Raw genomic sequence first — 24,881 nt, forward strand, 5'->3', positions numbered from 1 at the left:
CTCCTAGTAGAATTCCTTCAAAGGATTTTTAATGTATCCATTTGCTTTCAATAATTCATGAGGATGTTGCTTTTTGTCCAATGCTCGCTTTCTTAGCGTTAGTAATGGTAAAACCTCTGCATTTTTCACTTTTGGCTTATCTTTTTGTTCCTTCTTTTGTTGATTTAATGCAATCGCCTGCTGAATTACATCTGATTTAAGCTGGTGAAAATCAATATCAAGTGGATTTTCACCGACTATTTTTTGTACGAGTTTTTTAATGTCGTTATCTTTCAAACTATCAAAAATACCTAGGGCTGCCACTTCGACACTTAAAGTTTCTATAGTGTCTTGGCGTTTATACTGGATTGTATTTTGGCGTTCCCTAAACGCTTCTTGAATACGCCCTGTAACTTCTGTATTTCGCTTATGATTCAGCATTATTTCATCAAGGTTGATCATGATATCTTCATATTTCGTCATTTCAGCCAAATTGTTCTTCTGAATAGCTGTCATCATCGGTTGAATCATTTGCATATCGTCTTTGGCAGTCTTTTTTAATACTTTTGGTGTAATAATTTCATTCGGATTATCCTCATCAAACAATGCTCTTTCTTGTGCTAGAATAAATAAGTTTACAGCAACAGAAGTTATCCCTTGGCATTCATAATAAAATGCCTTTTTCGTTTCCTCTGTAAGCTTGGATTGGGTTTTTAAGCACTGTAATTCCCAAAGCGTTTCTAGGAAGAACTCCCATTCTTCACTATCTTCCGCCATACGATCCCAAATAACTGCTTCACTTGCAGCACGTCTTGCCTGTCTGAAGTTTCCTTTGAATAGTTTTTGCGCTTTAGAAGTACCGATTAAGACTGTTGGAATACCAACTGTATTGGACAACGTTACAAAAAAATTAAGCATTTCTTCCTGATCGTTTTTAGAATGTAATAAGTGCTGGATTTCATCAATTACTAGAACACCGATACCATACATGCTTGCCAGTGATGTCATATGCAACAGCATTGTCGATGTCACCCGGTTTAGGTACCCGAATTTTTCAAGATATCGTGTTTCTAGTAAATCATCAATCGCTTTAAAGAAGCTTTTACAAAGGGTAGATAAGCTTCCGTCATAAGGACAGTCAATTTTGAGCCATACAATTTGGGTTCGATTAAACGGTTGTCCCTTATATTCTTCATGCTTGATCACCTGTGGATACATAAGCAAAAGACGTTCAATTGCTGTTGTTTTACCAATTCCAGAAATACCGATAATGGATAAGCTATCGGCAGTTGAACGAATATAATTTAGTCGTTCATCTATATATTTGTGAGCCGTTTCCTCTTCCTCACGCAATTCATGCAACACACGAACACGTTCTAGAAATGTTCTATCTAATGGGTTACGCGCTAAATAACCTCGCCGAATCAATGTAGACAATCGACGTTCTACCTCGAAATGAATCGGTAACGGCTGGATAAAATTTTTCACACGTTTTAAGACGTGGTAACGAATATTCGTTTCACTTAACTTATCTTGATCACTAATTCGTGGGGTCACCATAAATCGCTCTAGCACATCATCCTCATTGAATATAGGTGGAAGAGCTTCGATGAAGGGATTATTGGTATATTCACTTAAAAGTTGCTCCTTATAGACACCTTTCTCAAAATCTCCTTTTAAGACAACCATGTCATTTGTCTTTCCCAAATTCCTCATCTCGCTTCTTCTTTAGTTTTTCCATAAGACGTGAGCTTGATTTCTTAGGTGGTGTTTCATCAATCTTCTCTTTTGTAACGAAGTCGATTACTTCAGCTGCTTCACTAACTTTATTAGGTGATAAATCAAACTTTTCAGTTTCACGGTTTAACTGTTTTTCAACATCCTTGTTATCACGAATAGCAGCTATTTTAGCTTTCTTACTTGTTGGTTGATTAAAAGATTGTTTTTTGTTCTTCACAGCTTTTTTAATAATTTCTTCCAATGCAGCATCAGTATTTACTGTGAGCTGAATTTGATTTGTTCGTTCCATTTCTTCTAGTTCATTCCGAAGTTGTTGTTGGAAGACAATTTCTTCTAAGAAGTCACCTTTATATTGCTGACTAGGTTCTAATAAAATACATGTTTCAAAATCCATTCCGTTATCGTGAGGAATATAGATTTTTTCAATATGTCGCGGATCATAAACGATTTCTAAACTTCTATTTTTCAACTTCAAATACCATTGCTCTTCAATCGCTTGGCGAGAACCATATAGAAGGTTTTTAAACTTGATTCCAGCTCTTGAAACTGTCGCTTTTCCTCTTGGAAGCACGTTCAAACGAAGTACATTTCTATCAACTTTTCTTAGTCTTCCTTTACGATTTTGAATGCCCCAATTCCATAAGTTAATTGGCGTTGGCACTAGTCCATCAGCTACCATTTCTTTTTCAACAGGATATTTATCAATGACCTTTTGGTTATGATACAGCGCCATTGTAATAATTAGAGATGTAAATTCCTTTAAATTCAGAGTAGCATTTAAGCGATAATCCTGATCTCCTCGTTCTCGATATTCCTTTTGAATTGCTCCGGGAGCTTTTTGCTTTACCTTCCCATTAAACGTACGGAATTTCCTTTCAACAATCCCTTTCAAATCCCCACGATAAGCTGTAGTATTCTCAATTTTAAGATTAAGATTATTAATTAAATTCTCTACCGAATACCCTTCAAACTCACCTCGGTCAGCAATAATAATTTCAGGTAAATGATGTGTTGGCCATTGCTCAGGAGTAATATCAATTCCATATTGCTTACAAAATTCTACTTTATCTGCGATCATATTATCTAAAGCCATCATTGCACCAATCCATGATGGACCTTCTAGTCCAACATAAAGACCTGTAATAATACGTGAATACACATCAAGTACTGCATAAATAACTGGTCGCCCAATTACTTTATTTACATCAAGCGAACTAACCAAGTAAATATCCGCAATGGTAGCATCAACTTGAAATCTAGTACCTGGACCATTTGTTTCCGATTTAGAGTCACTTAAAATAGGGCGATATTTCAATTCATATTCTTTTGTACTTTTACGGAACTGAATATCTTTTTTTGGGTCTTCAAGTTTTTTAAACCAATAGTAAAATTGATGATATGAGGGAATTCGAGTGGCATCCCAAATACGGTACTTCATCTCACCATTTTCCTTATAGCGATCAGAATAGAAGTCACGCAGAATGAAATTATAAACATCTTTCAACGAATAGTTATTTGAAGCTCGGTAATACTTGTTAATGGCGTGTTCAAATTGAACTTTTACTTCATCCGTAATATTAATACCTGTTTGATATTCATTACTGATACTCACCTTTCGTGGGCGACCTACCTTAGCTTTATTTAAAGTTTTTGTTTTACCTTTTCCTCCCGAATTCGAGTAATCAGGGAGCATTGCATTTTTCGTCATACCTCGCTGCCAATAACGGCTAAGTAGCTTTTTTATTTTCGTAGAACTTGTTCCACTTTCATCTGCAATTTCTTTTATTTTCTTTTCACGACCACCTTTTTGAAGCAATGCTTCCATGTGTTCTAAACAATAATGTTGAATAATCGACCAACCCTCATCTCTTTTCTGAATTCGAAGGTCGGATAATTCACTATCTATTATTACTTTTGCAAATGGATCGCTAATCAGAAGTAATTCACCTTGCTGGATTTCCTCTATTAGATTCGAATATAATTCCTTTTTCGGCATGGAACTAATTGCATCAATATCAACAATAAACACATGAAACTCTTCCATCTCAATGATACGAATCCGTTTAGAATCTACTGTATATTGAAGTACTTGATTAATATAAATCATCCATATTTCACCTTCTTCAAGTTGCTTTCATCAATATACTTAATTTCAATCGACTGCTCTAAATCCAATGGCTTTTGCAAATCAATGACAATAATTTTTCTAGCAAGTAAGTGATAAAAAAGCGTAACACCACTACCAATTGGCAGGTGTGTATCTATATCGAATTCATTTGTAATTGTTCTTATGCTTGCCGAACTATCTAGCAATCTACTTAGTAATGACATAACCAAGTCTTCAATGTTTTTCGCATTCAATTCTTGAAACACATCATAGCTACAAATATCATAATAATCGTGAATATAGCTAATGTTTCTCGCAATTATTTTATTGATTTCTTCTTCTGTTACAATACCCCAATCAATTCCTTTACGCTTCCAATATTCTCTTTCAATTTCGAACTTCTCAAGTACATTCTCTTTTAATAACTCATCTTTCATTTTAATTGTACGTGCGACTTCATGAATCCCTTGCCCTTTATTAATTGTCAATAAAAAATCCGTTGTCATTACAATAGGCTCTCCGTTTTTCGGATTTCTAGGATGCTTTATTCCAAGTTCATCTGCTATCAAAAGCGTTTCTTCTTGAGGTAATAAAGGAAACTGCTCTCTTATATCTGTAATAACATCAGAAAATTCAGTCAAGTAAAAGTAGTTTCGCTCTAAGTCTGATAAAAATTCGTGCTGTCTACTAGTTTTAATGCCTTTTAACCTCGTTGACCGACCTAATGAGGAAACATCTTGAATCTTTAGCCATGGCCGGTAGTCTGTACCTGTTCCTGTACCACGACCTTCTTTGATCCATTTTTCCACTGTAGATGTTCTTTTTCTTTTGGACATAAAAACACCCCTTTAGACAATCATATCCAAAGGGGTAAAACGGTGCAACTTTTTTATAAACGGTTAATCTTTTTTTAAAACGGTCAAACTTTTTTATAAACAGTTAAACTTTATTTTAAATCCACACTATATTTACTAACCTACTAATCTCCTACTCAACCGTAACAGACTTAGCTAAGTTACGTGGCTTATCAACGTCACACTCGCGGTGAAGTGCTGCGTAGTATGAGATAAGTTGTAATGGAATAACTGCTACTAGCGGTGCTAGTGCTTCGTGTACAGCTGGTAATACGAAGCTGTCACCTTCCATTTCTAAGCCTTTCATTGAGATGATACATGGGTTAGCTCCGCGTGCTACTACTTCTTTCACGTTACCACGAATTCCAAGGTTTACGTGCTCTTGTGTAGCAAGTGCGATAACTGGTGTACCATTTTCGATTAAAGCGATTGTACCGTGTTTTAATTCTCCTCCAGCAAATCCTTCTGCTTGGATGTAAGAGATTTCTTTTAGCTTTAACGCTCCTTCTAATCCTACGTAGAAGTCTACGCTACGTCCGATGAAGAAACAGTTACGAGTTGTTGCTAAAAATTGTTTTGCTAATGCGTCCATTTCTTCTTTTTGATCACAAAGTTGTACCATTGCATTTGCTACAAGTCCTAGTTCGTGTGTTAAGTCAAAACCAAGAACTTCACCTTTTGCTTTAGCAATATCTGCAGCTAAAATTGAAAGTACTGCAAGCTGTGCTGTGTAAGCTTTCGTTGATGCAACGGCGATTTCTGGTCCCGCGTATAACGGAAGTGTATAATCCGCTTCACGAGAAAGTGTAGAACCAGGTACGTTTGTAATTGTTAATGCTTTATGACCCATTTCATTTGTTTGTACAAGTACTGCACGGCTATCAGCTGTTTCACCACTTTGTGAAATGTAAATGAAGAATGGTCTTTCTGTTAATAATGGCATGTTATAAGAGAATTCACTTGCTACATGCACTTCAACTGGCATTTTTGCAAACTTCTCGATAAATTGTTTTCCAACAAGACCTGCATGATAACTTGTTCCACATGCAATGATGTAAATACGATCGCTATCTAAAATCGCATTGCGGATGTCTTGATCTAATTCAATCTCGCCATTTTCATCTTGGTACTTTTGAATTATATTACGGATAACAAGTGGTTGCTCATCGATTTCTTTAAGCATGAAATGAGGGTATGTTCCTTTTTCAATATCACTTGCGTCTAATTCCGCTGTAAACGGTGCACGTTCAATCGTTTCACCTTGTAAGTTTTTAATTGTAATACTTTCTTTCGTTACAATTACAATTTCTTTATCCATTAATTCAATAAATTGATCTGTAACTTGTAACATCGCCATAGCATCGCTCGCCACAACATTAAAGTTGTCACCAACACCTACTAATAACGGGCTTTTGTTTTTAGCAACATAAATCATGTTTGGATTTTCAGCATCAAGTAATCCGATTGCATAAGAGCCATGTAAAAGAGATAGCGTATTACGGAACGCTTCTTCTACACTTAGTCCTGTGCTCACTTGTTGTTCCATAAGCTGTACGATAACCTCTGTATCCGTTTCACTTACGAACGTTACATCTTGTAAATATTCCTTCTTCACTAACTCATAGTTTTCAATTACACCGTTATGAACTAGTGTAAAACGCTTTGATGTACTTTGATGCGGATGCGCGTTTACTTTGCTCGGAACACCATGTGTAGCCCAGCGTGTGTGACCGATCCCCACGCTTGTTGCTACGTTCTCATCTACGATTTCGCGAAGTTTTGCAATACGGCCTTTTTCTTTGTATACAACAACACCGTTCTCTGCTTGTACTGCAATACCTGCTGAATCATATCCACGATATTCTAGCTTTTCTAAACCTTTTAATAAAATTTCCTTTGCATCTTGCTCTCCAATAAATCCTACGATTCCACACATGTTTAGTCGCCGTTACAAATGCTTACACTGCTCTGCGAACATGTAACGACATAGTCCGATACCATTTTTATTTATACTAAAAAACGGATTACATATTGCTAGCCCTGTAAGCTTGTAACGGCTTTCACCTTCCTCTCGATTGAGTTTAAGTCCGTATATACTTATACAGCTAGTTTGTATCCGTTCCTTTTCTCTCATCACACTTTCACCTTTGTCCACTAAGTCACCTTAATGATTTAAGTAAAAGCTTGCGGTTGTGATGAACAACCGGGAGCCATCCGCCGAAATCTCGATAAACCCCACCTCGTCAACTACACTACTTGTAGTTCTGGCGCTTCTATAATTTACAATATTTCCTTTGAGAAAAAGAACAAGACCATCTTATAACAAACATGGATAAACCGTCAATGAAAATTTTTTCACCATCTATAAAACATATGAAAAAGGAGCACTTATTGTGCTCCTTTTCAATAAATTTATTAAATTATTCAGCGCCAACTTCCGCTTTCACAACTTCTACAATGCGATGTACATATGCATCACAAACTTCTTGTGTTGGTGCTTCTGCCATTACACGAATAAGTGGTTCTGTTCCAGATGGACGAACAAGAATGCGGCCATCACCGTTCATTTCTTCCTCTACAACACGAATAATTTCTTTAATTTTTTCGTTTTCTAGTGCTAGTTTTTTATCTGTCACACGAACGTTTACTAGTAATTGCGGGAATTTTGTCATTTCTCCTGCAAGCTCAGATAATGGTTTTTTCGTCATTTTCATAATGTTTACAAGTTGAAGTGCACTTAACATTCCATCACCAGTTGTAATGTAATCAAGTAAGATAATATGGCCTGATTGTTCTCCACCTAAGTTGTAACCTCCGCGCTTCATTTCTTCCATTACGTAGCGGTCACCAACTGCTGTTTTATCACTTGTAATACCGTTAGCTTCAAGTGCTTTGTAGAAACCTAAGTTACTCATAACTGTTGAAACAACTGTATTATGCTTTAGTTGACCAGTTTCTTTCATGTACTTTGCACAAATAAACATAATTTGATCGCCATCAACAATGTTTCCTTTTTCATCTACAGCGATTAAACGGTCACCATCACCATCGAAAGCAAGACCAATATCAGCACCTTTTTCTTTTACTAATTCAGCTAATACTTCTGGATGCGTAGAACCTACTCCATCGTTAATGTTCATACCGTTTGGTGAAGTTCCCATTGTTGAAATATCAGCTTCTAAATCAGCAAATAAGTACGGAGCTAAAGAAGACGTAGCACCATGCGCACAATCTAAAGCGATATGTAAACCTGAGAAATCTTCCTCTACAGTTTGTTTAATGTATTGTAAATACTTTTGTCCACCTTCAAAATAATCACTCACTTGCCCAAGGTTCGTACCTGTTGGACGTGGTAATTCATCCACTTCTTTGTCTAATAAAGCTTCAATTTCTGCTTCTTGCTCATCTGTTAATTTAAAACCGTCTGAACTGAAAAATTTAATTCCGTTATCTTGTACTGGATTATGAGATGCAGAAATCATAACACCAGCTTGTGCATCTAACGCTTTCGTTAAATAAGCAACACCTGGTGTAGAAATAACACCAAGACGCATTACTTCTGCTCCAGTTGATAATAGACCTGCTACTAAAGCTCCTTCTAACATATGTCCTGATATACGTGTATCACGGCCGATAATTACTTTTGGACGGTCTGTATCTTTTGTTAATACATAACCACCAAAACGTCCAATTTTGAACGCTAATTCAGGTGTTAACTCCTTATTCGCAACCCCGCGTACTCCATCTGTACCAAAATATTTACCCATTATGATTCGCTCCTTTTTCTGGCTCTTTTTGATTATCTACTGTTGGCTCTTGGCTAGTTTCTTTATCTTTATTTTGTTCCGATTCCTTCTCCTTTTCCTTTTCCTTTTCTGGATCAGGCTTAGGTTCAGGTTCAGGATTTTTTGGTTTTTCAGTTTGATTATCTTTATTATTATTTGAATTTGGTTGCTCACCGTTACCCTGTACTTCTTTATCAGGATTTTCTTTCTTCACAATTGTAACTTTAGCACTTTTTTGTTTTGGCTCTATTGAAATATTACCAGGGCCACTCACTTGAATAGCAACATCCTTCGTCCCAGGAGACACATTTTGTAGATTAATCACTGCTGTTATTTGAGCAGCTGTTATTTTATCTACTATACTTGTTTCTCCTGAAATATCAACGCTTATCTTCCCATCTTGCGGCGAAAGTAACTGGGCCGTAACGTCTTTAGAAAGTCCATTTTTTTGAATTGATATACCATCAATCGTTCTTGTTTTCGTTTGTTTTGTTTTTTGTACGCCTACTGAAACCTTTACTTGATTTGGCTTCGCACTTGTTACACCCTTTGGTAATAAAACAGAGGTATCGAATGTTGTAGACTCTGTCAATTGACTAAGATCTACTTCGACCCCCTCTATCGATTGTATATTATCCAATATATCTTTTGGACCTGCTATCGTGACTTCTCTCGGCTCAACGCTAATATTTGTAACGGCCAATCCTTCCGGTAAACTCCCCTTTTTCGCATATGTTATAGGAACAGTTTTTTCAGTATTATTGGCCGTAGCTTGCGTCGCCACATTCAACGTTACACTAATTTTAGATGGACTTGTTCTTACATTTAAACGTTTTCCTTCTTTATTGTATAATGTAACTTCGGCTGTTTTTGTAACAGTTTTATTAACACCTTTTAAATCAACATACGCCTTAGCAGATGAAATACTTTCAATTTCTTCTTTCGTCCCAACTACCTCAACCGTATCAGGTTTAATGTTTGATTTTTCGAGAGTAGCACCAGCTGGCATTTGATCCTCATTTGATAATTTCAAGTCTACATGAACATATTTTCTCGCTTTTTCATGAAGAGTAATTTTAATTGTTGATGGCTGAACTGTTCCTTTCACATCATCTGGAAGTCCATTCGTTTTCAAAGAAACTTCATACGTTCCTTTTTCGCTACCTCTCAAATCAACTGGTATATCAAATTGTTTTTTCGCTTTTGCCGTAGCAACTGCTGCTTTTGGACCCTCTAACTTCACCTTAACGCCCTCTGCCGGAATACCACTTACAATATATTTCTCTTCATCATACTTAACGTTAATAGCATAATTAGTTAATGTTTCTTTCGCATCATTTGCAAAAGGTAGTATCCCCGATGTCGTATTTTTTTCAGTTAAAGTCGCTGACATAAAAAGCATACACGCCAATAGTAATGAGATCCCCTTTAAAAACCAATGATTCTCCATTAACTTATCCATGACGCTTTCTCCTCCAATTCCATAAAGACGAAGAAGTCGTTTTTTCGTTCGCACTAAATTCAGCTAACAACATATCTTTCAGTTGTTCTGTCTTCAAATCACGATGCAACTTACCATTTTTCGTTAAAGAAATTTGGCCTGTTTCTTCCGACACAACTACTGTAATACTATCAGTAACTTCACTAACTCCCATTGCAGCGCGATGCCTAGTTCCTAACTCTTTAGAAATAAATGGACTTTCCGATAACGGAAGATAGCAAGCTGCTGCTTTAATAGTACTTCCTTGCATAATTACTGCTCCATCGTGAAGAGGTGTGTTTGGAATGAAAATATTAATGAGTAATTCCGATGATACGTTTGCATTTAACGGAATACCCGTTTCTACATAATCACCCATACCGGTCTCTTTTGACAAGGTAATTAATGCACCAATTCTACGTTTTCCCATATATTCCGTTGCTTTCGCTATCGCTGTTGCAACCATTTCAGGCTCATCATCCTCGTGAGTTCCAGTACGCGAAAATAAACTCCCGCGTCCTAGCTGCTCAAGCGCTCTTCGCAATTCTGGCTGGAAAATAATAATAACGGCTAAAAATCCCCACGTTAATACTTGTTCAGTTAGCCAATATAGCGTTCGCAACTCAAGGAAAATACTGATCATCCGAACGACAATAATAACTGTAATCCCTTTTAAAAGTTGAACAGCTTTCGTCCCTCGGATTATGAGAATTAGCTTATATATAATAAACCATACAACGGCAATATCTAATGCCGTACTAAGATATTTCAAAATGGTCGTATCTTCAAAAGGCATGCTAACCCTTCCTCCTACTTACGAGCAATTCTATCCATATATTGAAATATTGTTTTATGCTCTATCTGTATGTATTTCCAACAACTAGTTAATTATACCATACATGAAACAAACGACAATTACAAACAACCCCCTTTAGTCTAAATTGGTAAGATGTCAAACATTCTTATCGTACAGTATAATATAAATCATTATTATACGCCTATTTTCAAATAAAAAAAGCAACTTCTCAGTTGCTTTTCTTACATTTATTTTAGTTTTTCACCGAATAAAGAACCCATTAAAGCAACCGCTGTTGTTGCCGTTCTATTTCGCTCATCTAAAATCGTATTTACCTCAACAAACTCGGCAGATGTAACAATATCAGCTTCCGCTAACATCTCCATTGCTAAATGACTTTCACGATAAGATAAGCCACCAATTACAGGCGTTCCAACTCCTGGTGCATCATGAGGATCAAGACCATCTAAATCTAATGATAAATGCACACCATCAGTATGAGATAAATACGCGATTGTTTCTTCCATAACAGCCGTCATACCCATACGATCAATCTCGTGCATTGAAAATACTTTAATACCTTCATTTCGAATAAAGTCTTTTTCTCCTTCATCTAATGCACGTGCACCGATAATTACAACATTCTCTTTTTTCACCTTTGGATATGCCCCGTATAAATCTACAAGCGTGGGATGTCCATACCCTAAACTTGCTGCAAGTGACATACCGTGAATATTTCCAGATGGTGAAGTTTCTTCTGTATTTAAATCACCATGTGCATCATACCAAATAACACCTAGGTTTTTATAATGTTTCGCAACACCAGCTAATGTACCAATAGCGATACTATGATCGCCACCTAATACAAGTGGAAAACGCCCTTCTTCTATAATATGATCCACCTTACTTGCTAATTCGTTACATACAGTTGCAACTTGTGTAAGGTTTCTTAAGCTTGTATTTACATCTACTTCTTTTTCTCTCTCTATACATATATCTCCCATATCTTTAACGTTATATCCAATTTCTTCAATTCTTTCAATTACACCTGCATAACGGATTGCGCTCGGCCCCATATCAACTCCACGACGCATCTGGCCTAAATCCATTGGAACTCCAATAACTGAAATTTCTTTTTTCATAGATAGTATCCCCCTTTTGTGCCTTCACTAAATATTTTAAATCTTTTATATACTCTGACTCAACTCGACATTTTTCTGTATGGATATACAAATTATTCACTTATATCCACTACAAAATCAAAATGTTAAGACTATTCTATGTATAAAGTTAACTTAATGAAGCAACTACTATCATTATTATCAGATAATAATAAAAAACACTCCCGCATTTAGAAGTGTTTTTCTGATGCTATTTTCCACACTGCTGCAATATTCTTTGCTGTCATTTCAATATTCTCTTCTGCTACTTTATATGCCTCCTCTAATGTCATCGGACTTGTTGTAATACTAAATACTGCATCAACTCCTTTTTCATGAACAGCCGAGTAATTCGGAGATACTGATCCCCCAATCGCAATGACAGGAATATGAAGACGCTTTGCACGCTCCGCAACACCTACTGGTGCCTTTCCATATGCTGTTTGTTCATCTATTCTCCCTTCGCCAGTTATAATTAAATCTGCACCTTCTATATGCTTATCAAAATTTGTATAATCTAATACAATTTCAATTCCTCTCCGCAAGCCTCCCTTTAGCACTGCAATAACAGCTGCTCCCATACCTCCTGCAGCTCCTGCACCAGGTATTTTAGATACGTCGCAAAATAGGTATTGTTTAAGGATATGCGCATAATGCTTTAAATTCTCATCCAGCTCTTTCATCATCTCTTCATCCGCACCCTTTTGTCGTCCAAATACGAAAGATGCTCCTTTTATTCCAACTAACGGATTATCTACATCACATGCTGCTTCTATCTTTATATGCTTTAAGCGTGAATCCATTTGTGAAAAATCAATAGAGACAATCGAATGTAACGTTCCACCAGACGGCTCTATTACTTCTCCTTTTCCATTTATAAACCTGACTCCTAAAGCTGACAACATACCCGCTCCTCCATCATTTGTAGCACTTCCCCCAAGTCCTAAAATGATATGCTCAGCTCCTTCGTCTAGCGCATGTAGTATAAGTTCTCCTGTTCCTTTCGTCGTCGTAATAAGTGGGTTTCGCTTTTTAGCCGGAACGTGTTGTAAACCTGATGCTGCTGCCATTTCAATAAACGCTGTCTTTTTATCTTTAGACATACCGTAAAAGGCTTGTACGCTCTCTCTAAGCGGTCCTGTCACATGAAATGATATAATCCTCCCGCTTGTAGCATCAACAAGGGAATCGACCGTTCCTTCCCCTCCATCTCCAATTGGTATTTTTACGTACTCTGCTTTAGGAAAAATTGCTCCAAAACCTCTTTCAATAGCTTCACATACTTCTATAGCTGTTAAGCTTTCTTTATATGAATCAGATGCAATAACAACTTTCATAATTATCCCCATCCTTTATTTTCACGTTTTCTCCATTTTAAATGACAAGTATGAAAGTTGTCTTTTTAAACACAAAAAAAGCTTACATCATATGATGTAAGCTTTCTCTATTAGATGGAGCCTAGCGGGATCGAACCGCTGACCTCCTGCGTGCAAGGCAGGCGCTCTCCCAGCTGAGCTAAGGCCCCTTAGTAATTAAGCGGAAGACGGGATTCGAACCCGCGACCCCAACCTTGGCAAGGTTGTATTCTACCACTGAACTACTTCCGCGAAAATGGTGAGCCATGAAGGACTCGAACCTTCGACCCTCTGATTAAAAGTCAGATGCTCTACCAACTGAGCTAATGGCTCGTAAATGGCTGGGCTAGCTGGATTCGAACCAGCGCATGACGGAGTCAAAGTCCGTTGCCTTACCGCTTGGCTATAGCCCATTAATATTTACTAGTATGGTTATCTTTTCAAAAAAATAAACCCTCTCAGGTTATTTTAAAGAAAATGGTGGAGGGGGGCAGATTCGAACTGCCGAACCCGAAGGAGCGGATTTACAGTCCGCCGCGTTTAGCCACTTCGCTACCCCTCCGACATTTAAAATATATATGGTGGAGGATGACGGGATCGAACCGCCGACCCCCTGCTTGTAAGGCAGGTGCTCTCCCAGCTGAGCTAATCCTCCAAAAGTGGTGACCCGTACGGGATTCGAACCCGTGTTACCGCCGTGAAAGGGCGGTGTCTTAACCACTTGACCAACGGGCCAAAAAAGTTTTAAACCTATTCCCAAGCTTCCAACCGGGCTTGAACCGGTGACCTCTTCCTTACCATGGAAGTGCTCTACCAGCTGAGCTATGGAAGCATAATGGCTCCGCAGGTAGGACTCGAACCTACGACCGATCGGTTAACAGCCGATAGCTCTACCACTGAGCTACTGCGGAATAATATTAGCCTGGCAATGTCCTACTCTCACAGGGACAAGGTCCCAACTACCATCGGCGCTAGAGAGCTTAACTTCCGTGTTCGGTATGGGAACGGGTGTGACCTCTCTGCCATCATTACCAGACTTTTATCATTATAAACATTTCTTTCGAAATGTCAAGAAGAAAATTATATATTCCTTCAAAACTAGATAACATTTGCTACATATTATATGGTTAAGTCCTCGATCTATTAGTATTCGTCAGCTCCACATGTCACCATGCTTCCACCTCGAACCTATCAACCTGATCATCTTTCAGGGATCTTACTAGCTTACGCTATGGGAAATCTCATCTTGAGGGAGGCTTCATGCTTAGATGCTTTCAGCACTTATCCCTTCCGCACATAGCTACCCAGCTATGCCCTTGGCAGAACAACTGGTACACCAGCGGTGCGTCCATCCCGGTCCTCTCGTACTAAGGACAGCTCCTCTCAAATTTCCTACGCCCACGACGGATAGGGACCGAACTGTCTCACGACGTTCTGAACCCAGCTCGCGTACCGCTTTAATGGGCGAACAGCCCAACCCTTGGGACCGACTACAGCCCCAGGATGCGATGAGCCGACATCGAGGTGCCAAACCTCCCCGTCGATGTGGACTCTTGGGGGAGATAAGCCTGTTATCCCCGGGGTAGCTTTTATCCGTTGAGCGATGGCCCTTCCATGCGGAACCACCGGATCACTAAGCCCGACTTTCGTCCCTGCTCGACTTGTAGGTCTCGCAGTCAAGCTCCCTTATGCCTTTGCACTCTACGAATGATTTCCAACCATTCTGAGGGAACCTTTGGGCGCCTCCGTTACACTTTAGGAGGCGACCGCCCCAGTCAAACTGCCCACCTGACACTGTCTCCCGGGTCGATAAGACCCGTAGGTTAGAATTTCAATACAGTCAGGGCGGTATCCCACCAGCGCCTCCACCGAAGCTAGCGCTCCGGTTTCAAAGGCTCCCGCCTATCCTGTACAAACTGTACCAAAATTCAATATCAGGCTACAGTAAAGCTCCACGGGGTCTTTCCGTCCTGTCGCGGGTAACCTGCATCTTCACAGGTACTATAATTTCACCGAGTCTCTGGTTGAGACAGTGCCCAAATCGTTACACCTTTCGTGCGGGTCGGAACTTACCCGACAAGGAATTTCGCTACCTTAGGACCGTTATAGTTACGGCCGCCGTTTACTGGGGCTTCAGTTCAGAGCTTCGCTTACGCTAACCCCTCTCCTTAACCTTCCAGCACCGGGCAGGTGTCACCCCCTATACTTCGCCTTACGGCTTCGCAGAGAGCTGTGTTTTTGCTAAACAGTCGCTTGGGCCTATTCACTGCGGCTTTCCGTTAAGAAAGCACCCCTTCTCCCGAAGTTACGGGGTCATTTTGCCGAGTTCCTTAACCAGAGTTCTCTCGCACACCTTAGGATTCTCTCCTCGCCTACCTGTGTCGGTTTGCGGTACAGGCACCTTTTATCTCGCTAGAAGCTTTTCTTGGCAGCGGGGAATCAAAGACTTCGCTCCATAAGGAGCTTCCCCATCACAGCTCAGCCTTCACGATAAGCGGATTTGCCTACTTATCAGCCTAACTGCTTGGACGTGCACAACCAATCGCACGCTTCTTCTATCCTTCTGCGTCCCTCCATTGCTCAAACGATAAAGAGGTGGTACAGGAATATCAACCTGTTGTCCATCGCCTACGCCTGTCGGCCTCGGCTTAGGTCCTGACTAACCCTGAGCGGACGAGCCTTCCTCAGGAAACCTTAGGCATTCGGTGGACGGGATTCTCACCCGTCTTTCGCTACTCATACCGGCATTCTCACTTCTAAGCACTCCACCAGTCCTTCCGGTCTGACTTCACTGTCCTTAGAACGCTCCCCTACCACTGATACCATTGGTATCAATCCGCAGCTTCGGTGGTGTATTTAGCCCCGGTACATTTTCGGCGCAGAGTCACTCGACTAGTGAGCTATTACGCACTCTTTAAATGGTGGCTGCTTCTAAGCCAACATCCTAGTTGTCTAAGCAACTCCACATCCTTTTCCACTTAATACACACTTTGGGACCTTAGCTGGCGGTCTGGGCTGTTTCCCTTTTGACTACGGATCTTATCACTCGCAGTCTGACTCCTAAGGATAAGTCATTGGCATTCGGAGTTTGACTGAATTCGGTAATCCGATGAGGACCCCTAGTCCAATCAGTGCTCTACCTCCAAGACTCTTACACTTAAGGCTAGCCCTAAAGCTATTTCGGGGAGAACCAGCTATCTCCAGGTTCGATTGGAATTTCTCCGCTACCCACACCTCATCCCCGCACTTTTCAACGTGCGTGGGTTCGGGCCTCCATTCAGTGTTACCTGAACTTCACCCTGGACATGGGTAGATCACCTGGTTTCGGGTCTACGACCACGTACTAAACGCCCTATTCAGACTCGCTTTCGCTGCGGCTCCGCCTCTTCAGCTTAACCTCGCACGGGATCGTAACTCGCCGGTTCATTCTACAAAAGGCACGCCATCACCCGTTAACGGGCTCTGACTATTTGTAGGCACACGGTTTCAGGATCTCTTTCACTCCCCTTCCGGGGTGCTTTTCACCTTTCCCTCACGGTACTGGTTCACTATCGATCACTAGGGAGTATTTAGCCTTGGGAGATGGTCCTCCCAGATTCCGACGGAATTTCACGTGTTCCGCCGTACTCAGGATACATTCAAGAGAGAACGAAGTTTCGACTACGGGGTTGTTACCCTCTACGACGGACCTTTCCAGGTCGCTTCGTCTACCTCGTTCCTTTGTAACTCCGTATAGAATGTCCTACAACCCCAAGAGGCAAGCCTCTTGGTTTGGGCTATGTTCCGTTTCGCTCGCCGCTACTCAGGAAATCGCATTTGCTTTCTCTTCCTCCAGGTACTTAGATGTTTCAGTTCCCTGGGTCTGTCTTCCTTACCCTATGTATTCAGATAAGGATACCATACCATTACGTATGGTGGGTTTCCCCATTCGGAAATCTTCGGATCAAAGCTTACTTACAGCTCCCCGAAGCATATCGGCGTTAGTCCCGTCCTTCATCGACTCCTAGTGTCAAGGCATCCACCGTGCGCCCTTTCTAACTTAACCAAACTAAAAATTAAAAAATATGAGCTACACTGTTATCTAGTTTTCAAAGAACATACATTTATATATGAGAGATAGTTCTCTCAAAACTGAACAAAACGAAACACGGAAACTTATATTGATAAGCAGCGCTTATCAATTCTCCATAGAAAGGAGGTGATCCAGCCGCACCTTCCGATACGGCTACCTTGTTACGACTTCACCCCAATCATCTGTCCCACCTTAGGCGGCTGGCTCCAAAAGGTTACCCCACCGACTTCGGGTGTTACAAACTCTCGTGGTGTGACGGGCGGTGTGTACAAGGCCCGGGAACGTATTCACCGCGGCATGCTGATCCGCGATTACTAGCGATTCCAGCTTCATGTAGGCGAGTTGCAGCCTACAATCCGAACTGAGAACGGTTTTATGAGATTAGCTCCACCTCGCGGTCTTGCAGCTCTTTGTACCGTCCATTGTAGCACGTGTGTAGCCCAGGTCATAAGGGGCATGATGATTTGACGTCATCCCCACCTTCCTCCGGTTTGTCACCGGCAGTCACCTTAGAGTGCCCAACTTAATGATGGCAACTAAGATCAAGGGTTGCGCTCGTTGCGGGACTTAACCCAACATCTCACGACACGAGCTGACGACAACCATGCACCACCTGTCACTCTGCTCCCGAAGGAGAAGCCCTATCTCTAGGGTTGTCAGAGGATGTCAAGACCTGGTAAGGTTCTTCGCGTTGCTTCGAATTAAACCACATGCTCCACCGCTTGTGCGGGCCCCCGTCAATTCCTTTGAGTTTCAGCCTTGCGGCCGTACTCCCCAGGCGGAGTGCTTAATGCGTTAACTTCAGCACTAAAGGGCGGAAACCCTCTAACACTTAGCACTCATCGTTTACGGCGTGGACTACCAGGGTATCTAATCCTGTTTGCTCCCCACGCTTTCGCGCCTCAGTGTCAGTTACAGACCAGAAAGTCGCCTTCGCCACTGGTGTTCCTCCATATCTCTACGCATTTCACCGCTACACATGGAATTCCACTTTCCTCTTCTGCACTCAAGTCTCCCAGTTTCCAATGACCCTCCACGGTTGAGCCGTGGGCTTTCACATCAGACTTAAGAAACCACCTGCGCGCGCTTTACGCCCAATAATTCCGGATAACGCTTGCCACCTACGTATTACCGCGGCTGCTGGCACGTAGTTAGCCGTGGCTTTCTGGTTAGGTACCGTCAAGGTGCCAGCTTATTCAACTAGCACTTGTTCTTCCCTAACAACAGAGTTTTACGACCCGAAAGCCTTCATCACTCACGCGGCGTTGCTCCGTCAGACTTTCGTCCATTGCGGAAGATTCCCTACTGCTGCCTCCCGTAGGAGTCTGGGCCGTGTCTCAGTCCCAGTGTGGCCGATCACCCTCTCAGGTCGGCTACGCATCGTTGCCTTGGTGAGCCGTTACCTCACCAACTAGCTAATGCGACGCGGGTCCATCCATAAGTGACAGCCGAAGCCGCCTTTCAATTTAGAACCATGCGGTTCAAAATGTTATCCGGTATTAGCCCCGGTTTCCCGGAGTTATCCCAGTCTTATGGGCAGGTTACCCACGTGTTACTCACCCGTCCGCCGCTAACTTCATAAGAGCAAGCTCTTAATCCATTCGCTCGACTTGCATGTATTAGGCACGCCGCCAGCGTTCATCCTGAGCCAGGATCAAACTCTCCAATAAAGTTAGTTTGTCTAGCATCATAAAATAAAAATTGACGTTTCACGTTGTTTGTTTCGTTCAGTTTTCAAAGAACTACTTGGTCGCTCATTTGCGACTTCCTTATGTTAACATCTTCGTTTTTCGATGTCAACTAAGTTTTTTAATTTCTTTTTTGTCGTTTTTTGCGTTTCCGCATCAGCGACGGTTATTAATTTATCATATAATATCTATCGACGTCAACAATTTTTAATAAAAAGTTCTTTTTCTTACATAACGAATACATTCTTCTGCATTAGCGACTCTTCGAAACAAACAAAAAATGATTTTATATCTTTCTTCCATTGCCTTTTTTACAACGTCATGAATACGTTCATCTTCAAAATCAAATAAAAGTTCTTCTAACTCTCTCTTCAATATGTATTCCATTTCTTTTTTCTCTTCTTTCGTTAACATAAACCCAAGCAAATCATCACCTCAATCATTTCTTCCAGAGCAATAAAAATTAAGCCCATTTTCATTTAACAAAATCCTACCATCCATTATATCCACTACTTACGATATTAATCCCTTGTTCTCTTTTTTATATTTACAGCATATATGTAACTGAAAAGGATTGGACAAAGGGGCGTAATATTATGTTTTTCTTTTTTATTACGAGTAAAAGAAACTTTAAACACATTAGCTTAATAGTGATACTTTCCTTATTTACAGCATGGCTACTCTTTTTGAAAACATATTCACACGAGTCTGCTTTTTCAACCGCTACAGGACCTAAAGTTATTTACAAAGGCGACACCTCTAAAAAACAAGTTGCATTCACGTTTGATATTAGTTGGGGAGACAAAAAAGCAATTCCAATCCTTGATACACTTAAAGAAAGAGATATTAAGAATGCAACCTTCTTCCTTTCTGCTGCATGGGCAGAAAGACACCCTGATGTTGTTGAACGCATCATAAAAGATGGACATGAAATCGGTAGTATGGGTTATAATTACACGTCCTACACTTCTCTAGAGGCAAATGAAATACGAAGAGATCTTCTGCGAGCACAAGATGTTTTTACAAAACTCGGTGTGAAACAAATTAAACTATTGCGTCCACCTAGTGGAGACTTTAACAAGGCAACACTTAAAATAGCAGAATCACTCGGATACACTGTCGTTCATTGGAGTAATAACTCAAACGATTGGAAAAACCCTGGCGTAAACAATATTGTTTCCACCGTCTCTAATAATTTAAAAGGTGGAGATATCGTCTTATTACATGCATCCGATTCTGCTCTTCAAACAAATAAAGCTTTACCACTGCTTCTACAGAAATTAAAGAGTGACGGCTATGAGCAAATATCCGTATCACAACTTATTTCCAACACAAGTACGAAAAGTAAAGATGTCCAATAATTTTTTACACATAAAAAGCTCTACTACCTTTCGTTCAGGTAATAGAGCTTTTTTATCCCGATATTTTCATTCGTACAACTACCCTGCGTAAAAACTCTCTTAATTAGGCCGACTTACTCGTCTTTCCAATTAAACGATGTAATATAAGTAACTGATATGCATTACATAATAAAAGTGGTATCACCATTAAATACAACCAATCTGTATCATTAATTCGAAGTGCTGGTACCCACTCAAGAATTGTTACAACCACCATAAAGAACAAAGCTGGCACAAATGCCTTTTTATTCGTTTCCTTACTTTTTATATAAGCAACGATGGCACCAAACATAAATAACACACCAGCAACAAGTATGTTATTCCCTAATGAAATTTCCCCATTTGCAATCAATACCGATCTTAAATACACAAAATCAAATAAAACGAATGCAATGAAGAAGAGCTGGACTATATTCCATAAAGAAGATGACCTAAACATCCCTAATCCAAAACGATGGATTGTTAAATAGGCAAAGAACCCCATTTGACTTATCACACTAAAAATAAATCCTACACCCATCAACCAGAAGGAAACTGCCAAAATTTCCTTTCCGTCGAAATTTTTAAAAAATTTAGCGTACTTGTCCCACTCTAAAACAAATCCAATAATGACTGTACTAACCCCACCAAGAAACAACGTCGTAAAAAATAGTCGAACCCACTTGCGGCTATTCACAACACATCCCCCATTATCCTTATATTTCTAATTAAATTGTATCAATGACAATTTCAAAAAGCTAGCCATGTTCATGTATAAATTCCTTAAAGATATTTATATTAAAAAGAGAGAACTGTGCTGAAAGGAGTTCCAACTTATGAAACGGATGCTGCTCGTTTTGACTTCTTCTTTTCTATTTCTTGTACTTGTAGCATGTGCACAAGAAAAAGAAGCAAAGTCCGAACTTGATTATGATCAAACGAAGAAAATGATTGTTGATATTTTAAAAACCGATCAAGGTAAGAAAGCCATTCAAGATGTGTTAACTGATGAAAAAATGAAACAAGCACTCATACTAGATGAAACAGTAGTAAAGAAAACGATTGAAGATGCAATGGTATCCGATAAAGGGCAACAATTCTGGGAAAAGCTCTTTAAAGACCCTGAGTTCTCATCGAAATTCGCTAAAAGTATGGGAAAAGAACAAACAGCCTTAATGAAAACATTACTAAAAGACCCTGAATACCAAGCAGGCGTTATAGAAATTATGAAAAACCCTGAAGTAGAAAAAATGATGTTACAAACAATGAAGAGCAAAGAATACCGTCAATATTTACAACAAGTATTAACAGAAACTGCTGAAAGCCCACTCTTCCAAGCTAAGATGATTGATATTATTAGTAAAGGTGTCCAAAAAGCCGAAAAAAGTGGTTCTGATAAAAAGGAAGCCGGCGGTGAAGGTGGTTCCCAAGAAGGTAAAAAGGAACAGCAGTAAAAATAATAACGATAATAATGAGTGGACAATACATGTATCATCCACTCATTATTATTTTATTTTTGCGCAACAGTTGTTTTATCAATTACCGCTTCAGCTATTGTGCGATAAATAAGACCTGTCGTATGCGTATCTTCATATACTGACGGCGCAAAATCTTCTTTATTCCAATCAGGTTGTTGAAGCGGGATTCGGCCAAGTACTTCTGTTTGAAGTTCTGTAGCTAGTTTATCTCCACCACCTCTTCCAAACACATATTCTTTTTCGCCAGTTGTTTTACTTTCAAAATAAGCCATATTTTCAACAACACCAAGAATACTATGTTCTGTACGTAAAGCCATTGCTCCAGCACGTGCTGCTACAAATGCCGCTGTTGGATGCGGTGTTGTGACAATAATCTCTTTACAAGCCGGCAACATCGAATGTAAGTCTAGCGCAACATCACCTGTACCTGGTGGTAAATCTAAAACTAAATAATCTAAATCGCCCCACTCTACTTCCGTAAAGAAGTGATTTAACATTTTCCCGAGCATAGGCCCTCTCCAAATAACCGGTGCATTATCTTCTACAAAGAATCCCATTGAGATTACCTTTACACCTAGACGCTCCACTGGAATGATTTTATCTCCTCTTACTACAGGGCGTTTTTCTATCCCCATCATATCAGGTACGCTAAAACCATAAATATCAGCATCAATGATACCAACTTTTTTCCCTAGACGAGCTAAAGCAATAGCAAGGTTAACAGAAACTGTTGATTTCCCTACTCCACCTTTTCCACTCGCCACTGCTAAAAATGTCGTTTTCGAATTTGGTGACAATAAAGATTCAGTTTGCTCTTCTTCTTGTTCTGGTGCAAACTGAGCTAATTCTTCTTCTGTAAATTCTGCAAAGCGAAGCCCTACTGTTGCTGCTCCTAGTTCTTTTACTAACTTTACAATTCCAGATTGCAATTGCATTTGTTCCGCGGTACCAGTTTTTACGATTGCAATTTTAACACTTACATGTTCCTTCTCAGGCTTGACTGTTACCTCTTTAATTGCCCCTGTTTCTTTTAACGTTTTATGTAAAAACGGATCTACAATCCCTTCTAACGCTTCCACTACTTGCTCTTTCGTTACCATAATTAGCCCAGCCCCCTGTATGAAAAATAACATAATGTTAATTAAATATATCTCTCTTTACTTTTGAAATAAATGCGTTTACATTTCCAGTATAACATATTTTCGGAAAACTTCGTTAACGAGAGAAACGCAAAAAAATCCTCCTTATTCTGGAGGATTTCCTTTTTCCGTGAAATAACGTAATATACCACGATATACTGCAGCTGCTACCTTTTGCTGATATTTCTCCGAATTTAACATATACCTTTCATTTACATTCGATAAAAAGCCAGCTTCAATTAAAGCACCTGGGTTTTTCGCATACTTTAATAAATACACATGAGAAATTGTTTTAGCAGAACGATTTGTATTCTCTAAACTCGTTCTCAACTCAGCTTGTATAAATTTTGCAGCACGTTCATTTTCAATTGAAGAACGGTAATAGAACGTTTGTGCGCCCTTTGATCCACTACTAGTTAAAGCATTTAAATGGATACTTGCAAAAAAATCTACATCGGGTTTATTAATAATCTCTACACGTTTTTTTAAATCTTCTGCTTTACGTCTACTATATGACTTTGTATCTTTCTGGGCTAAATCATAATCTCCCTCACGCGTTAAAATAACTAGTGCACCTTGCTCTTGTAAATAATCTTGCACCTTCTTTGTAATCTCAAGCGTAATATCTTTTTCTACAATATCCTTGCCACCAACAGCCCCTCCGTCTGGTCCACCATGCCCAGCATCTAATACGATTACTTTCCCTGATAAGGGTAAATTCCAAGCTCGCCACGATTTTGTAATTTGAAATTCTTGTTTGACTAAAAAAAACAAAATAACCGCAGCGAGTGCAAAAGAGATAATTCGAATTCTCTTCATACCTTTCCTCCTCCAGCTAGTCCCTCTAATTACTTATATGGGACAAGAGGAAAGTTTATGCTTGTCTTAATGAAGCTTTAATCGATATCTTCTTTCACCTTTTTCATATCCTTCCTGCCACCATAAGCCGATAAACTGCTGGCAAGATTCAAAAAGTAATTCCTCATCTTGTAACTTAATCTCCCGCATAGTCATGCTCGTTAAAAATTGAAATAGTGTTTCCGTTAATTGTTGCTCTTCTTCTAAGGCCCTATATTTCACATCAAAGAGCGATTCGCCATAATAACCAAATTTACTATATCTCGCTCCTAATAAATACGATTCTATCCCTAATTCAATGCAGTAATCTTCATACTGACGATGAAGTTCCTGCATCTGAAAGGCATCTCTAATATTTGAACGTAATGTTTTTAATGATAATTCCCGCAGCATCTTCCGCTCATATTTCAACTGCTTTTCTTTTTGTTTTTCTTGTAAGCTGACAATGACATTCATAGTACTTATAAACCTCCCTAATACGTATTAGTCTAAACTTCTAAAGAAGAAGCATACGCGAGAGGATAGCACTAAAATATTCCAAACTACAAAAATTTCAAAAGAGGAATGAAACATAAAAAACCCCAACCAAAATGGTTGGGGTTTGTAGTTCGCAAAAATTAACGTTTTGAGAACTGAGGTGCACGACGTGCGCCTTTAAGACCGTATTTTTTACGCTCTTTCATACGTGCGTCACGAGTTAATAGACCTGCACGTTTTAGTGTTAGACGGTATTCTGGATCAGCTTTTAATAAAGCGCGAGAAATACCGTGACGAATAGCACCAGCTTGACCAGTGTATCCACCACCATTTACGTTTACAAGTACATCGTAGTTACCTAAAGTTTCTGTTGCAACTAGAGGTTGTTTCACTACTTCACGTAATGCAGCAAATGGGATATAGTTTTCAAAATCACGACCGTTAATGATAACGCGTCCTTCGCCTGGAACTAGGCGTACGCGCGCTACTGAACTCTTACGACGTCCAGTGCCATAGTATTGAACCTGTGCCAAA

The 24,881-nt window shown here is 39.7% G+C and carries 18 protein-coding genes, 9 tRNA genes, 3 rRNA genes and 1 pseudogene; 2 read left to right on the plus strand and 29 right to left on the minus strand.

Annotated features, from left to right (window positions below; genetic code table 11):
• Nucleotides 1-3: 3 nt before the first annotated feature.
• From QCI73_RS26815 to QCI73_RS26930, 24 genes and pseudogenes are all read right to left on the minus strand, one after another.
• Nucleotides 4-1,695 carry an ATP-binding protein gene (locus QCI73_RS26815; RefSeq protein ID WP_043897415.1) on the minus strand — a complete coding sequence of 564 codons (1,692 nt, stop codon included), beginning with the start codon at nt 1,693-1,695 and terminating at the stop codon, nt 4-6.
• Entirely contained in the window at nt 1,670-3,826 is a 2,157-nt protein-coding gene (locus QCI73_RS26820; RefSeq protein WP_000639389.1) for a Mu transposase C-terminal domain-containing protein, read from the minus strand. The genes QCI73_RS26815 and QCI73_RS26820 overlap by 26 nt, the downstream gene beginning before the upstream one ends.
• A complete protein-coding gene (locus tag QCI73_RS26825; RefSeq protein ID WP_227494627.1) occupies nt 3,823-4,467 on the minus strand; it encodes a TnsA endonuclease N-terminal domain-containing protein in 645 nt (214 codons plus the stop codon). Before QCI73_RS26825 ends, QCI73_RS26820 begins: the two co-directional genes overlap by 4 nt.
• 52 nt (nt 4,468-4,519) lie before the next feature.
• Nucleotides 4,520-4,662, minus strand: a pseudogene (locus QCI73_RS26830) (hypothetical protein).
• A gap of 151 nt (nt 4,663-4,813) precedes the next feature.
• On the minus strand, nt 4,814-6,616 hold the full coding sequence (gene glmS, locus QCI73_RS26835; protein WP_000334168.1) for a glutamine--fructose-6-phosphate transaminase (isomerizing): 1,803 nt from the start codon (nt 6,614-6,616) through the stop codon (nt 4,814-4,816).
• A gap of 12 nt (nt 6,617-6,628) precedes the next feature.
• Nucleotides 6,629-6,814 carry a hypothetical protein gene (locus QCI73_RS26840; RefSeq protein ID WP_353824067.1) on the minus strand — a complete coding sequence of 62 codons (186 nt, stop codon included), beginning with the start codon at nt 6,812-6,814 and terminating at the stop codon, nt 6,629-6,631.
• Nucleotides 6,815-7,100: 286 nt separating this feature from the next.
• A complete protein-coding gene (gene glmM / locus QCI73_RS26845; protein WP_353824068.1) occupies nt 7,101-8,447 on the minus strand; it encodes a phosphoglucosamine mutase in 1,347 nt (448 codons plus the stop codon).
• A complete protein-coding gene (locus QCI73_RS26850) occupies nt 8,440-9,927 on the minus strand; it encodes a CdaR family protein (protein WP_000359578.1) in 1,488 nt (495 codons plus the stop codon). The genes glmM and QCI73_RS26850 overlap by 8 nt, the downstream gene beginning before the upstream one ends.
• Nucleotides 9,920-10,741 carry a diadenylate cyclase CdaA gene (cdaA, locus tag QCI73_RS26855; protein WP_001115700.1) on the minus strand — a complete coding sequence of 274 codons (822 nt, stop codon included), beginning with the start codon at nt 10,739-10,741 and terminating at the stop codon, nt 9,920-9,922. The genes QCI73_RS26850 and cdaA overlap by 8 nt, the downstream gene beginning before the upstream one ends.
• 248 nt (nt 10,742-10,989) lie before the next feature.
• Nucleotides 10,990-11,883 carry an arginase gene (gene rocF, locus QCI73_RS26860; RefSeq protein WP_262725597.1) on the minus strand — a complete coding sequence of 298 codons (894 nt, stop codon included), beginning with the start codon at nt 11,881-11,883 and terminating at the stop codon, nt 10,990-10,992.
• Nucleotides 11,884-12,092: 209 nt separating this feature from the next.
• Nucleotides 12,093-13,238 (minus strand): glycerate kinase, encoded by a 1,146-nt coding sequence (locus QCI73_RS26865; protein ID WP_262725596.1) that lies wholly within the window; start codon nt 13,236-13,238, stop codon nt 12,093-12,095.
• Between the two features lie 115 nt (nt 13,239-13,353).
• Nucleotides 13,354-13,426, minus strand: a tRNA-Ala gene (locus QCI73_RS26870).
• 10 nt (nt 13,427-13,436) lie between these two features.
• A tRNA-Gly gene (locus tag QCI73_RS26875) sits at nt 13,437-13,508 on the minus strand.
• 5 nt (nt 13,509-13,513) lie between these two features.
• Nucleotides 13,514-13,589: transfer RNA gene (locus QCI73_RS26880), tRNA-Lys, on the minus strand.
• Between the two features lie 5 nt (nt 13,590-13,594).
• Nucleotides 13,595-13,669, minus strand: a tRNA-Gln gene (locus QCI73_RS26885).
• A gap of 65 nt (nt 13,670-13,734) precedes the next feature.
• Nucleotides 13,735-13,818: transfer RNA gene (locus tag QCI73_RS26890), tRNA-Tyr, on the minus strand.
• Between the two features lie 17 nt (nt 13,819-13,835).
• Nucleotides 13,836-13,911 (minus strand) — tRNA-Val (locus QCI73_RS26895).
• A gap of 5 nt (nt 13,912-13,916) precedes the next feature.
• Nucleotides 13,917-13,991 (minus strand) — tRNA-Glu (locus QCI73_RS26900).
• 24 nt (nt 13,992-14,015) lie between these two features.
• A tRNA-Thr gene (locus QCI73_RS26905) sits at nt 14,016-14,088 on the minus strand.
• A gap of 4 nt (nt 14,089-14,092) precedes the next feature.
• A tRNA-Asn gene (locus QCI73_RS26910) sits at nt 14,093-14,167 on the minus strand.
• A gap of 9 nt (nt 14,168-14,176) precedes the next feature.
• Nucleotides 14,177-14,292 (minus strand): 5S ribosomal RNA (rrf, locus tag QCI73_RS26915).
• A gap of 87 nt (nt 14,293-14,379) precedes the next feature.
• Nucleotides 14,380-17,301 (minus strand): 23S ribosomal RNA (locus QCI73_RS26920).
• A gap of 146 nt (nt 17,302-17,447) precedes the next feature.
• Nucleotides 17,448-18,998: ribosomal RNA gene (locus QCI73_RS26925) — 16S ribosomal RNA — on the minus strand.
• The 16S, 23S and 5S rRNA genes sit together here with 9 tRNA genes alongside, the layout of an rRNA operon.
• A 225-nt stretch (nt 18,999-19,223) precedes the next feature.
• On the minus strand, nt 19,224-19,442 hold the full coding sequence (locus QCI73_RS26930; RefSeq protein WP_000900296.1) for a hypothetical protein: 219 nt from the start codon (nt 19,440-19,442) through the stop codon (nt 19,224-19,226).
• 170 nt (nt 19,443-19,612) lie between these two features.
• Here QCI73_RS26930 and pdaB point away from each other — a divergent pair, with 170 nt between their 5' ends.
• Nucleotides 19,613-20,377: a polysaccharide deacetylase family sporulation protein PdaB gene (gene pdaB / locus QCI73_RS26935; RefSeq protein ID WP_000464707.1), complete on the plus strand. Its 765-nt coding sequence runs from the start codon at nt 19,613-19,615 to the stop codon at nt 20,375-20,377.
• Nucleotides 20,378-20,480: 103 nt separating this feature from the next.
• Here pdaB and kbaA read toward each other — a convergent pair whose 3' ends face one another.
• Complete coding sequence (gene kbaA / locus QCI73_RS26940; protein ID WP_200730755.1) at nt 20,481-21,092, minus strand: KinB signaling pathway activation protein KbaA; 612 nt, start codon at nt 21,090-21,092, stop codon at nt 20,481-20,483.
• A gap of 139 nt (nt 21,093-21,231) precedes the next feature.
• Here kbaA and gerD point away from each other — a divergent pair, with 139 nt between their 5' ends.
• Complete coding sequence (gene gerD / locus QCI73_RS26945) at nt 21,232-21,849, plus strand: spore germination protein GerD (protein ID WP_000827519.1); 618 nt, start codon at nt 21,232-21,234, stop codon at nt 21,847-21,849.
• Between the two features lie 56 nt (nt 21,850-21,905).
• Here the strand turns inward: gerD and QCI73_RS26950 are convergent, their stop codons facing one another.
• The 4 genes from QCI73_RS26950 to rpsI form a co-directional block, all read right to left on the minus strand.
• Nucleotides 21,906-22,973 carry an Mrp/NBP35 family ATP-binding protein gene (locus tag QCI73_RS26950; protein ID WP_000256607.1) on the minus strand — a complete coding sequence of 356 codons (1,068 nt, stop codon included), beginning with the start codon at nt 22,971-22,973 and terminating at the stop codon, nt 21,906-21,908.
• A gap of 144 nt (nt 22,974-23,117) precedes the next feature.
• The gene (gene cwlD, locus QCI73_RS26955) at nt 23,118-23,831 is read right to left on the minus strand and encodes an N-acetylmuramoyl-L-alanine amidase CwlD (protein ID WP_000822435.1); all 714 of its coding nucleotides are present in this window, start codon (nt 23,829-23,831) and stop codon (nt 23,118-23,120) included.
• A 66-nt stretch (nt 23,832-23,897) separates the two neighbouring features.
• Nucleotides 23,898-24,326 (minus strand): DUF2521 family protein, encoded by a 429-nt coding sequence (locus QCI73_RS26960; protein ID WP_149176131.1) that lies wholly within the window; start codon nt 24,324-24,326, stop codon nt 23,898-23,900.
• A 161-nt stretch (nt 24,327-24,487) separates the two neighbouring features.
• Nucleotides 24,488-24,880 carry a 30S ribosomal protein S9 gene (gene rpsI / locus QCI73_RS26965; RefSeq protein ID WP_000079986.1) on the minus strand — a complete coding sequence of 131 codons (393 nt, stop codon included), beginning with the start codon at nt 24,878-24,880 and terminating at the stop codon, nt 24,488-24,490.
• Nucleotide 24,881 lies beyond the last annotated feature (1 nt).

Origin of the sequence: Bacillus cereus group sp. MG16, assembly GCF_040459875.1 — a bacterium.
Classification (GTDB): Bacteria; Bacillota; Bacilli; order Bacillales; family Bacillaceae_G; genus Bacillus_A; species Bacillus_A paranthracis.